This window comes from Acidovorax sp. FW305-C-20-28, assembly GCF_058783375.1.
Window position 1 is genome coordinate 20,342 of sequence record NZ_JBYSYM010000012.1, and the last position, 11,040, is coordinate 31,381.

Sequence of the window (11,040 nt, forward strand, 5' to 3'; positions counted from 1 at the left end):
CTGGCCCACACTTCTTACCCTTTGGAGCACTTTGATGCACCATGGCCGCACCGCATTGAACCGTCTTTTCAAAGTTTTGGGCTTTGTCGTTGTGAGTGCGGCGCTTGCGTCGCCCATGGCACATGCCAACGAGCGCAAGAAAGCGCCCGCCAAGAAGCAGGTGGCATCGGCCACCGCCAAGAAGTCCGTCGGCCCGCGCAAGGCCGCCGTGGCTGCCAAGCCGGTGCGCGTCAGCGCCAAGACCTCCAAGGCCGCGACTCGCGTGGCCTTTGTGCCCGCCAAGCCGTCCTTCGGCCAACTGGCAGGCCTGCACGAAGTCAATGACCCGCTGGACCTCAAGTCCAGCGTGGCCCTGGTGATCGACCAGGACACCCATGAAGTGCTGCTGAGCAAGAACGACCACGCCGTTCTGCCCATCGCCTCGCTTACCAAGCTCATGACCGGCCTGCTCATCTCCCAGGCCAAGCTGCCCATGGACGAGCAGCTCACCATCACCCAGGACGATGTGGACACCGAAAAGGGCAGCCGCTCGCGCCTGACCGTGGGCTCCACGCTCACCCGCGGTGAAATGCTGCACCTGGCCCTGATGTCCAGCGAAAACCGCGCCGCCCACGCCCTGGGTCGCACCTACCCGGGCGGCCTGGACGTCTTCGTCGCGCAGATGAACGCCAAGGCCCGCCTCCTGGGCATGACCGACACCAAGTACGTCGAGCCCACGGGCCTGTCCAGCCGCAACCAGAGCAGCGCCCGCGACCTGGCCACCCTGGTCAACGTCGCCCATGGCGACCCGGTGCTGCGCGAGCTGTCCACCTCGCCCGGCTACGAGCTGGCCCTGGGGGCGCGCACGCTGCAGTTCAACAACACCAACGGCCTGGTGAAGAACCCCACCTGGGACATCGGCCTGCAAAAGACCGGCTACATCTCCGAGGCCGGCCGCTGCCTGGTGATGCAGGCGCAGGTCGCCGGCCGCAAGATCATCATGGTGTTCCTGGATTCGGCCGGCAAGTTCAGCCGCCTGGGCGATGCCGAGCGCGTGCGCCACTGGGTCGAGTCCATGCCTGCCGCCATCAGCCCCGTGAAGACGGTGGTGCACAGCAACTCCAACGGCTGATTCCAGCGGCCCCTGGCATCCCGCCCCTGGGTGCAAGCCCAGGGCATGAAAAAACCCCGGTGGCGCAGGCTCCCGGGGTTTGTCGTTTTCAGCGGGGCCATGGCCCCTGCGCTCGTTATTCGACTGGCGTGTGCAGGCTCTCGCTGCTGTGCAGGGACGCGGAGGAAGACAGCGGCGACATGGGCGCCTTGGCCGGCACATAGCCCAGCGCCAGAGAGATCTCCTGCGCCGTGGCCTGCAGCTTGGCCATCCAGCCCTCGTCCAGCCGGTCGGCCGGGGCCGAGATGGACAGGCCGGCCACCAGCTTGGCCTGGTCGTCGTACACGCCCGCAGCCATGCAGCGCACGCCCAGCTCCAGCTCCTCGTTGTCGCGCGCCGTGCCGTACTGGCGTGCCTTGGCCAGCTCGCGCTCCAGCACGGGCAGCTGGGTGATGCTGTTGCGTGTGTGGCCGGCCAGCCCGGTGCGGGTGGCATAGGCGCGCACGCGCTGGGGGTCGTCCACCGCCAGGAAGAGCTTGCCGGTGGAGGTGAGGTGCAGCGGCGCGCGGCCACCGATGGCGCGCACCACCTGCATGCCCGAGCGCTCGCTGTAGGCGCGCTCCACGTACACGATCTCGTCGCCCTGGCGCATGCTCAGGTTGACCGGCTGCTGGATCAGCTTGTGCAGGTTGCGCATGGGGGCCAGCGCCGCGTCGCGCACGCTCAGGCGGGCCTTGACCAGGTTGCCGAGCTCCAGCAGGCGCATGCCCAGCCGGTAGCTGCCCGACTCGGGTCGGTCCACGAAGCGGCCGATGGTCAGGTCGTTGAGGATGCGGTGCGTGGTGGACGGGTGCAGCCCCGTCTTCTCGCTGATTTCCTTGAGCGAGATGGCGTCCTCGCGCGAGGCGAGCACATCGATCAGCGTGAACATGCGCTCCAGCACCTGAACGCTGGGTTTGATCGGGATACCAGGGTCGATTTTTTTCATGGGCGGCGGGAATGGCGTGGAGTAAGGGATATCCACAACATCCTCTGATCACCGCATCTTACCTTGTGAAATGCAACGGCACCATCGGGTACCTTGGAGCCCCTGTCAGGCGCTGGCACCTGGGTGACGCTGGTCCACCCGCCGCCACTCGCTGCCCTGGCGGATCTCATGGGGCAGAAAGCGCGCCTTGTAGTTCATCTTGGGGCTGGCTTCGATCCAGTAGCCCAGGTACACATAGGGCAGGCCCATGGAGCGCGCCTGCTCGATCTGCCAGACCACGTTGTAGGTGCCATAGCTGGCGCGTGCCTCGGGTTCGTAGAAGGTGTAGACGGCCGACAGGCCGTCGTTGAGCACGTCGAGGATGGACACCATCTTGAGGGCGCCGGGCTCGCCGGTGGCTGTGTCCACCTCGCGGAACTCCACCAGCCGCGAGTTCACGCGGCTTTGCAGCAGGAATTGCGTGTACTGGTCAATGCTGTCCTGGTCCATGCCGCCGCCCGCGTGGCGGCCGTTCTGGTAGCGCAGGTACAGCTGGTAGTGCTCGGGCACGAAGCACAGCCGCAGCACGCGCGCCTGCAGCTGGCCGTGCTGCGCGGCGGCGCGGCGCTGGCTGCGGTCGGGCCGGAACTCCTGCGCGCGCACGCGCAGCGGGGTGCAGGCCTGGCAGCCATCGCAATAGGGGCGGTAGGTGAACATGCCGCTGCGCCGAAAGCCCGTGGCCACCAGGCCCGAGTACACATCGCTCTGGATCAGGTGGCTGGGCGTGGCGACCTGCGAACGCGCCTGCCGGTCCGGCAGGTAGCTGCACGGGTAGGGCGCTGTCGCATAGAACTGCAGGGTCTGCAGCGGCAGGTCGTTGAGTTGCGTCATGCCAGGGGCGTGGAATGAGGGGCCAGCAGTTGGTCCCAGTATACGGGCTCGAAACGCCACGCGCCGCCCGCAAGGCCTTGCGCCACGCCGATCTGGCGCAGGAACTCGCTGCGCGGAATCTCGCGCGCCCCCAGCGAGGCCAGGTGGCGCGTGTTCTGCTGGCAGTCGATCAGCGCCACGCCGTGCACGCGGCAGAGGGCCACCAGCGCCGCCAGCGCGATCTTGGAGGCATCGGTCGCGTGCGCGAACATCGACTCGCCAAACACCGCGCGGCCCAGCGCCACGCAGTACAGCCCGCCCACCAGTTGGCCATCGACCCAGGTCTCCACGCTGTGGGCCGAGCCCGCCGCGTGCAGCGCCTCATAGGCCTGCACCATGTCCGGCACGATCCAGGTGCCCGCCTGGCCCTCGCGCGGGGTGGACGAGCAGGCCCGTATCACCTGCCCGAAGGCGCTGTCCACACGCACCTCGCAGCGGTCACCTGCGGCCGCAAACTTCTGCAGGGTCTTGCGCAGCGAGCGGTGCAGCCGGAACTCGGCCACCGGCAACACCATGCGCGGATCAGGCGCCCACCACAGGATGGGCTGGCCCTCGCTGAACCAGGGGAAAGTGCCCTGCCCGTAGGCGGCACGCAGGTGCTCCACATCCAGCGCGCCCCCGGCGGCCAGCAGGCCCGGCGCCGGATCGTGGGGACCCCAGGCGCTCGCCGGGCTGGGGAAGGGGTCATGGGGTTCCAGCCAGGGGAGTTGGGCGGGCATGGGGGCGAGGAGAAATGGTGAGGCAGTTTGATTGTGCGGCAACATTCCGTTCAAGCAGCGTGCGGACTTTCTGGGTGATGTCGGCTGCAGGCGACACATTTCCCGCTGCATTGCCTTGGCATGCGAGATCTGCTGCTGCCTGGCCTGCACAATGCCGCGATTGCCACACAGGGGAGGGGATTGGCCATGCGCCGTGGATATGGACTCGCATTGTTGCTCATCGCGCTGGCAGGCTGCCAGAAACAGGAGGCACCCAATGTCTTCTATGAGCGCTACTACCAGAAGTCGGTCGACGGCATTGCTACTCTGGAGGAAGGGGCCGTCTTCCATTCAGCCAGAAAGCGTGCAGACGTGGAGCAGAAAATTCCGGCAATGATGAAGATGATGGGAAAAACGCGTGAGGAAGTGGCCCGCGTTTACCTCGGCATGTCCCAGACACTTGCGCGCTGCAAGAAGATCGAACTGGATGGGCAGAGCATTTCGGGCGATGTGGCTGAACTCACCTATCGGCAGACGGATGTCTGCGGCAGTACATCCACCTCACCAGAGACCCAAAAGGTGCGCTTGGTGAACGAAGATGGCTGGAAAATCGACCAGGTGGAAGTCCGTCTGTAGGCTACAGCCTGCTCAGGCCTGGGCGCTACTTGCGCCGGTAGTCACCCATGAAGGTCACATGCATGCCGCCGCAGCCATTGTCTTCCTTCACCGCCAGGCCGCCGCGCTGCAAGGCCAGCGTGGCCGTGCAGCCGTCGCTGTCATAGGTCAGCAGCCCGTTGCGCAGGGTGGCCACGCCGCGTATCTCGCCCACGTTCACCTGGCCGTTGGCGGCGTTGGGGCCTAGCCAGACGGCATCGCCCGCCAGGTAGGCCCTGCCGTCCTGCAGGCCGATGATGGCCAGGGTGGCGCTGTCCTTGTCGGGCTTGCCCTGGTGGTAGCGGGTGTACATGCCGTTCCACTGCGCACTGGGCCCGCTGGCGGGCGCAACGCCCTGCAGCAGGGCAATGCGGCCCGTGAACTCCTTGGCCAGGCAGCGCGCATCCTTGCACTGCGTGACCTCATACGACTTGAGCCACTCGCGCTGCCATTGCACCAACTGCGGCCGGGCCTTGGAGCGCTCGATCGCCTCCTTGAACGCGGTGTTGAGCTGCTCGTCCAGTGCCGAGAGCGTGGCGTCAGAGCAGATCAGCTTTTCCATCGGCGACCGGGCCTTGGCGCAGTCGAAGCTGGCGGCGCTGACCAGTGGGGCAAGGACCACCAGCGTGGCGGCAGCAAACCAGGGGCGCATCGTTCGGGTCAGGGGCATGGTGGTGCAGGGGAGGGCAGGCGGGCACCCATCATACGAAGCCGTTCGACACCGTGCGATGGCCGCTTCGTACCAGAACAAAATGAGGGGGCTGCGTCAGCAGCATCACAGCAGCCGGTGCCATTGGCTGCCATCATGGATGGCCGCGCCATTGAGCCCGCCCACCATCAAGATGCCGTCGGCGGTGGACAGGTTGCCGCCGCAGGCCGTGGCCAGGGCCGGTATGTCGCCATTGCCCAGCGTGCCATCCTGGCCCAGGGTCCACAGGCCGTATTCCGACGTGCACCACAGCCGGTCCTGGTACCAGACGATGTCCTTGAAAGGCACGGTCATGCTGTCTTTGTGGATGATCTGCCACTCATCCCCACGGCCGCGCATCAGCCCGCCGGACTGCAGGCCCACGTACACATAGCCATCGCCAGCGCAGCACAGGCTCTCCATGTACATACCGGTAGGCACCTTGCACTGGCGCCACTGCTGGCCGTCAAAGCGCCAGAGGTCGCCTTCACCGCCAGCCGCATAGATGTCGCTGGAGCTGAAGCCGGCGATGGCCGCGAAGCCAAAACGGGTGGCCTTCTTGGGGTTGGGTGGGTCGGGCAGGTTGTGGCGGATGGAGACCCACACTCTCGCATCGTTCAGATAGCAGACGTGGCGCCAACCGGCACAAACATACAGCTTTCCATCGATGGTTGCCACATTCGTGGGGCCTGTGCTGATAGGCCCGGTGGGAGATTTCGGAATGTCCGGCCAAAGGCCGCTGCCGGCATCTCCTTGCACGGCCACGCCATCGATGCTGCCCAGCATCACCGAGGTCTTGCCCAGGTTGGGTGCCACACCGAGCATGGGGAAGGGAAAGCCCGTGTACTTCCTGCCGGACAGATTGGCGTCCGCACCGAAGGTGAGGGTTCCCAGCGCCCGGTTGCCCGTGTCCTCGGGGCCGTTGTCGAACAGGATGAAGCTGCAGTGGTGCCGGTCGATGACGGCGCAGTCGTAGATCCAGCGGTTGTTGAAGATGCGCGAAAAGTACGATTCTTCGAGTTCGTAGATGGAGGATCCCATGCATGACCCATTCGATGCAAAGCCGCCATCATAGGAAAGCACATCGATACCGTGGGCTCGTTCGGTCAAATCCAGCTTGACACCCCGTGGCCCCGCAAGCACCCTACGCCCCGTTCCCCAGCACACCACCACAACGGAGAAAAACACATGATCAACAAACGCCACTTCGTCACCACCATCGGCCTGGCAGGCGTGCTGCCGGCCACCAGTGCCATCGCCGCGCCCAACGCCAAGGCCGGCGCCGCCCAGCCCACCCTGCTGACCGTGAGCGGCGCCGTCGGCAAGACCAACCGCGGCGCGCTTGACCCCGTCGTCGACCAGATGATGGGCAAGCACAAGATCCAGTTCAGCAAGGCCTTCGCGTTCGATGCGGCTGCGCTGCAGCGCCTGCCTGCGGTGACCATCAAGCCCACGCTGGAATACGACAACAAGGTCCATACCCTGGAAGGCCCGCTGCTGGTCACCGTGCTCGAAGCCGCCGGCGTGGCGCGGGGCAGCAACGTGCAACTGGGCCTGCGTGCCGTGGACGGCTACAACGTCGCCATCAGCCTGGCCGACGCCGCGCAGTACCGCATGATCGTGGCCACGCGCCTGGACGGCCAGCCCATGGCGCTGGGCGGCCTGGGCCCGCAGTGGGCCGTGTACGACGCGGACAACGTCGCCCCCTTCAAGGACAAGCCCGTGCAAGAGCGCTTTGCGTTGTGCCCCTGGGGCCTGTACCACATCGACGTGAAGGCGGCCTGAGCTGTAGGACGGCGCCGGAAACCGCGGGCGCATCCCCGCGGCTGGCCTACCATCGGTGCGCAACTGAACACGGATGAAAGGCAAGCCCCGTGGCAACAACCGTTCAAGAAGCCCTCGTCGTCAGCCAGCCCGTTGCCGCGCCCGCGCAGGTGGTCTACGACTTTGCCCGCCAGATGGAAAACCTGCCCCAATGGGCCTCGGGCCTGGCCACGGGCATCGAGCAGTGTGACGGCAGATGGTTCACCGAGTCGCCCATGGGCAAGGTCCGGGTCGACATGGCGCCGCACAACCCCTTTGGCGTGCTCGACCACGACGTGACACTGCCCGACGGGACCACGGTGCACAACGCCTTTCGCGTCACGCCCTGCGGGGAGGGTGCCAGCCTGCTGAGCTTCGTCGTTCTGCGCTTGGAGGGCGTGGGCCAGGCCGATTTCGACGCCGACGTGGCCCATGTCCGCAAGGACCTGGCCGCGCTGCAGCAACTGCTGGAGGCGCGCCAGGCCTCAGGCTGATTCGCCACCGTTCGCCACGGCCGCCGCGTACAGCCGCACCCCTTCGATCAGCCGCGCCAGGCCAAAGGCGAAGGAGCGCGCCGGGTCGGTGGTGCCGCCATACTCCGCCCCAGCCTTGGCCCCGATCCTGACGGCCAGCGGAAACACCGCAGGGTCCACCAGCGGCTGCAGCAGACCGGCATGCCGGGCCCACCATTGCGCCTCTGACTCACCCGTCGCCTGCCCCGCAGTGCGCGCATCGACGGCATTGCGTGCGGCACCGCGCACCAGGTCGGAGAGTGCGGCCACCACCATGTCCCGGTCCAGATCGGCCAGGCCGGCGCCCTCCAGTGCGCCCAGCTCGCGCTCGTACTTACGGATCGAATGCGGCCCCAGCGAGGCGCGGTAGGCCGACACCTCCAGCATCCAGGGGTGGCGCCGGTAAAGCGCCCAGGCATCGTGGGCCACGCGCTGCAGTTGCGCCTCCCAGCGGCCCTGCGGCAGCTCATGTGGCAGCTCGGCATGCGCCAGCTCCACGATCAGGTCCAGCAGCTCCGGCTTGCCCGGCACATAGCGGTAGAGCGACATGGCAGACACCCCCAGCCGCTCGCCCAGCGCACGCATGGTGAGTGCCTGCAACCCCTGGGCATCGGCCAGCGCCATCGCCTCGGCGCCGATCAGCGCGGGCGTCAGACCGGGCTTGCGCCCAGGCCTGGCATCGCGCGGCAAACCCCACAGCAGCGTGAGCGTGGCCTGCGGATCACCGCGGCCCGTGAATCGGGAGGCATGGGTTTGGTTGGCTTTGGTTGACATGGCGGGGCGGTGTTTTGCAAAATGGCGTACATTGTAAATAAATAGAGGAATGCATTGGCGAAATCCTTCGATGAACAGGTGCAGCACCTGGTGGCCTTGGGCTACCCCGCCTTGCTCGGCTGCCCGGCCGAGCTGTTCCGCCAACACCTGGAGGGCCTGCGCGCCCATGTGCCCGCAGGGGCACCGGGGATGGATGTGGAGCAGGGCACGGCCGCCTGGGTGCTGGTCGTGCACAGTGCGGCGGCGCCGGTGGAAGCGACCCTGCCACGCATCGTGCGCCGCGGGCATGCGGCCATCGAGCGCCTGTTCCCCCGCTCGCCCGGTTTCTTCAGGCCGCTGCCCGGCCTGTCGGCACATGCCGGGCAGGCCTACCTGCTGCTCGGCGTCGACCGGGGCAACGCCTCGCTCAACGCCGTGCCCAGGCAGGCGCAGGAACGCATCGCGGCCGATGGCCGCACGCCGTTGATGCTGGAAGAAGGCGTCGCCCTGCTCACGCAATACCCCGAGATGCTGCAGCCCAACCGCTGCTTCATGATGCTGGGCTCACGTGGCGACGACAAGCGCGTGCCCGCGCTCTGGCTCAGCGGCAAGCAGCCCAAGCTGGGCTGGTGCTGGGAGGGCAACCCGCACACCTGGCTGGGCTTTGCCACCTGCGGCAGCCGCTCGCCCAGCGTGCCACTGCCCGGTGCCTCGTGCGTGGGCAAGCCGGCGGGCGAGGAGGCGCCACAGGCTCAGCTTTTGCGCAGCACTACCACCGCATAGCTGCAGGGGGCCGCCGTTTCGTTGCGGAACTCGCAGTCCGCAGGCGGCCCCAGCTCCAGGCAGTCGCCGGCCTCCATGGTGTGCCGGGCATCGCCCTCCATGAACACCAGCGCACCCTGCAGCACCCAGATCAACTGCCGCTGTGCGATGTAGGCCGATGCGGGCATGGGCACCCGCGCGCCTGCGGGCAGCTCCACCTGCACCAGGTCCAGCGGCAGATCGGAGGGCGGCGACACATGGCGGCGCACATAGTGCGTCTGCGGGTCGGTCCACACCGGCTGGTCGGCCCGGCGCAGCAGCCGCCCCTCCTTGGCCTCGGCGCGCGCGATCAGCTGCGACATGCTCAGCCCGAACGCCCCCGACAACCGCGCCAGCAGCGTGGCCGTGGGGCTCGACTCGCCACGCTCCAGCTTGTGCACCATGGCCCGCGACACGCCCGAGTGCGCGGCTAGGTCCGTCAGCGACCAGCCCCGCTCCTCGCGCTCTATGCGCACCCGCATGCCGATGCGCTGGCTCAGGCTGTCGATGGGGTCGTCTACTTTGGTGGACATTTGTTTGATCATGGTGGACAATAATCCACCAAAATAGCTGTTTCGTCCATCATAGTGGATGGCGGCCATGCAACCCCGACCCCCAGCACCCAGTCAGATACCACCATGCAGATACGCGACGCCCACACCGGCGACATCGAAGGCATCCTCGCCATCTACAACGACGCCGTGGCCAACACCACTGCCATCTGGAACGAGACCCTCGTCGACGCCGCCAACCGCGCCGCCTGGCTGGCCGACCGCCAGCGCCTGGGCTACCCCGTGCTCGTCGCCATCGACGCCCAGGGCGGTGTGGCAGGCTATGCCTCCTTCGGCGACTGGCGCGCCTTCGACGGCTACCGCCACACGGTGGAACATTCCGTCTACGTGCACCACAGCGCCCGCGGCGCCGGCCTGGGCAAGCTCCTGATGCAGGCCCTTATCGAACGCGCCCGCGCCATCGGCAAGCACGTCATGGTGGCCGGCATCGAGGCGGGCAACACCGCATCCATCCAACTCCACGAACGCCTGGGCTTTACCCAGGTCGGCCTGCTGCCCGAAGTGGGCACCAAGTTCGGCCAATGGCTGGACCTGGCGTTTCTGCAGCTCAAGCTGGATGCCCGCACGGATCCGGATGGGGCGAAGCGGAGCGGCTGACTTGCTGGCCTGTGATAGGTGACCCATGCGGTTTTGCATTCGGCCGGATAACTAGGCGGGGAGCCGCAGACAGTGCTGTAGCACGGCAAGGCTCCCCAACGACGTTAGCCGGTCGAATGAGAAACCGCATCAGTCGTCTTCCTGGGCGCTGATGTCGGGGAAGAGAATTTCCGTGTACCCAAACTGCGTGAAATCCCGCACCCGCATCGGGTACAGCTTGCCGATCAGGTGGTCGCACTCGTGCTGCACCACCCGCGCATGGAAGCCATCCACCGTGCGGTCGATCGGGTCGCCATACAGATCAAACCCCGTGTAGCGAATGCGCGACCAGCGCGGCACCTTGCCGCGCAGCCCCGGCACCGACAGGCAGCCCTCCCAGTCCTCCTCTTCCTCATCGCCCAGCGGAGTGATCACCGGATTGATGAGCACCGTGGGCGGCACGATGGGCCGGTCCGGGTAGCGCGGGTTGCGCTCGTTCGAGCCGAAGATCACCAGTTGCAGATCCACCCCGATCTGCGGCGCCGCCAGCCCCGCGCCGTTCACCGACTGCATGGTCTCCAGCATGTCGCGCACCAACAGATGCAGCTCGTCCGTATCGAACGCGGTCACGGGTTGGGCCACGCGCAGCAGGCGCGGGTCGCCCATCTTCAAAATGGTGTGGATGGTCATGGTGGGGAGTGGAGAGGGATGTGTGTGTATGCCAGGCCGTTCGGGTAGCGAGCAAGCCAGCCAACCACCATCATGCCCCAAGCCTGCCAGCCTCGCCGCAGTAGGGCGGGGCACGGCAGCGCCCTGCGTGGGCGCCCCCCATCGCGCACAGAACTTTTCGCCCAGATTGCAGCAAACATCGCTGCGACTGGAAAACGCCCGAATTTTGTGTATATAATCTAAGTCTTGTTCCTCGATAGCTCAGTCGGTAGAGCGCCGGACTGTTAATCCGTAGGTCCCTGGTTCGAGCCCAGGTCGAGGAGCCAA

14 protein-coding genes and 1 tRNA gene are annotated in these 11,040 nt (G+C 66.6%); 7 read left to right on the forward strand and 8 right to left on the reverse strand.

The features are described from left to right. The first annotated feature begins 34 nt into the window (after nucleotides 1-34). Nucleotides 35-1,111: a serine hydrolase gene (locus AC3WOH_RS15095; protein ID WP_492230112.1), complete on the forward strand. Its 1,077-nt coding sequence runs from the start codon at nucleotides 35-37 to the stop codon at nucleotides 1,109-1,111. Nucleotides 1,112-1,226: 115 nt separating this feature from the next. Here the strand turns inward: AC3WOH_RS15095 and AC3WOH_RS15100 are convergent, their stop codons facing one another. The 3 genes from AC3WOH_RS15100 to aat all read right to left on the reverse strand — a co-directional run bounded on the left by AC3WOH_RS15100 (nucleotide 1,227) and on the right by aat (nucleotide 3,706). Further along, nucleotides 1,227-2,078: an IclR family transcriptional regulator gene (locus AC3WOH_RS15100; protein ID WP_184862550.1), complete on the reverse strand. Its 852-nt coding sequence runs from the start codon at nucleotides 2,076-2,078 to the stop codon at nucleotides 1,227-1,229. A gap of 105 nt (nucleotides 2,079-2,183) precedes the next feature. After that, the gene (locus AC3WOH_RS15105) at nucleotides 2,184-2,948 is read right to left on the reverse strand and encodes an arginyltransferase (protein ID WP_492230113.1); all 765 of its coding nucleotides are present in this window, start codon (nucleotides 2,946-2,948) and stop codon (nucleotides 2,184-2,186) included. Continuing rightward, nucleotides 2,945-3,706, reverse strand: coding sequence for a leucyl/phenylalanyl-tRNA--protein transferase (gene aat / locus AC3WOH_RS15110; RefSeq protein WP_492230114.1), 762 nt, complete (start codon nucleotides 3,704-3,706; stop codon nucleotides 2,945-2,947). The genes AC3WOH_RS15105 and aat overlap by 4 nt, the downstream gene beginning before the upstream one ends. A gap of 120 nt (nucleotides 3,707-3,826) precedes the next feature. On the opposite strand from aat, the gene AC3WOH_RS15115 reads away from it, so the two are divergent. Then, entirely contained in the window at nucleotides 3,827-4,321 is a 495-nt protein-coding gene (locus AC3WOH_RS15115) for a hypothetical protein (protein WP_492230115.1), read from the forward strand. 25 nt (nucleotides 4,322-4,346) lie between these two features. Here the strand turns inward: AC3WOH_RS15115 and AC3WOH_RS15120 are convergent, their stop codons facing one another. Next, a complete protein-coding gene (locus AC3WOH_RS15120) occupies nucleotides 4,347-5,009 on the reverse strand; it encodes a lysozyme inhibitor LprI family protein (RefSeq protein WP_492230116.1) in 663 nt (220 codons plus the stop codon). 105 nt (nucleotides 5,010-5,114) lie between these two features. Then, nucleotides 5,115-6,068 carry a beta propeller repeat protein gene (locus tag AC3WOH_RS15125; RefSeq protein ID WP_492230117.1) on the reverse strand — a complete coding sequence of 318 codons (954 nt, stop codon included), beginning with the start codon at nucleotides 6,066-6,068 and terminating at the stop codon, nucleotides 5,115-5,117. 150 nt (nucleotides 6,069-6,218) lie between these two features. Here AC3WOH_RS15125 and AC3WOH_RS15130 point away from each other — a divergent pair, with 150 nt between their 5' ends. Both AC3WOH_RS15130 and AC3WOH_RS15135 read left to right on the forward strand, forming a co-directional pair. Then, nucleotides 6,219-6,812 carry a putative pterin-binding protein gene (locus tag AC3WOH_RS15130; protein WP_492230256.1) on the forward strand — a complete coding sequence of 198 codons (594 nt, stop codon included), beginning with the start codon at nucleotides 6,219-6,221 and terminating at the stop codon, nucleotides 6,810-6,812. A gap of 89 nt (nucleotides 6,813-6,901) precedes the next feature. Then, the gene (locus AC3WOH_RS15135) at nucleotides 6,902-7,324 is read left to right on the forward strand and encodes an SRPBCC family protein (RefSeq protein ID WP_492230118.1); all 423 of its coding nucleotides are present in this window, start codon (nucleotides 6,902-6,904) and stop codon (nucleotides 7,322-7,324) included. Here the strand turns inward: AC3WOH_RS15135 and AC3WOH_RS15140 are convergent. Beyond that, entirely contained in the window at nucleotides 7,316-8,116 is an 801-nt protein-coding gene (locus tag AC3WOH_RS15140) for a TetR/AcrR family transcriptional regulator (RefSeq protein WP_492230119.1), read from the reverse strand. The genes AC3WOH_RS15135 and AC3WOH_RS15140 overlap by 9 nt on opposite strands. A 54-nt stretch (nucleotides 8,117-8,170) precedes the next feature. Between AC3WOH_RS15140 and AC3WOH_RS15145 the strand changes: the two genes are divergently transcribed. After that, nucleotides 8,171-8,878 (forward strand): DUF5701 family protein, encoded by a 708-nt coding sequence (locus AC3WOH_RS15145; RefSeq protein ID WP_492230120.1) that lies wholly within the window; start codon nucleotides 8,171-8,173, stop codon nucleotides 8,876-8,878. Here AC3WOH_RS15145 and AC3WOH_RS15150 read toward each other — a convergent pair. Next, nucleotides 8,848-9,429 (reverse strand): helix-turn-helix domain-containing protein, encoded by a 582-nt coding sequence (locus AC3WOH_RS15150; RefSeq protein ID WP_492230121.1) that lies wholly within the window; start codon nucleotides 9,427-9,429, stop codon nucleotides 8,848-8,850. The genes AC3WOH_RS15145 and AC3WOH_RS15150 overlap by 31 nt on opposite strands. A gap of 105 nt (nucleotides 9,430-9,534) precedes the next feature. Between AC3WOH_RS15150 and AC3WOH_RS15155 the strand changes: the two genes are divergently transcribed. Further along, a complete protein-coding gene (locus AC3WOH_RS15155; RefSeq protein WP_492230122.1) occupies nucleotides 9,535-10,065 on the forward strand; it encodes a GNAT family N-acetyltransferase in 531 nt (176 codons plus the stop codon). 129 nt (nucleotides 10,066-10,194) lie between these two features. Here the strand turns inward: AC3WOH_RS15155 and def are convergent, their stop codons facing one another. Continuing rightward, a complete protein-coding gene (gene def / locus AC3WOH_RS15160; RefSeq protein ID WP_492230123.1) occupies nucleotides 10,195-10,734 on the reverse strand; it encodes a peptide deformylase in 540 nt (179 codons plus the stop codon). Nucleotides 10,735-10,963: 229 nt separating this feature from the next. On the opposite strand from def, the gene AC3WOH_RS15165 reads away from it, so the two are divergent. Continuing rightward, nucleotides 10,964-11,039: transfer RNA gene (locus AC3WOH_RS15165), tRNA-Asn, on the forward strand. Nucleotide 11,040: the final 1 nt, after the last annotated feature.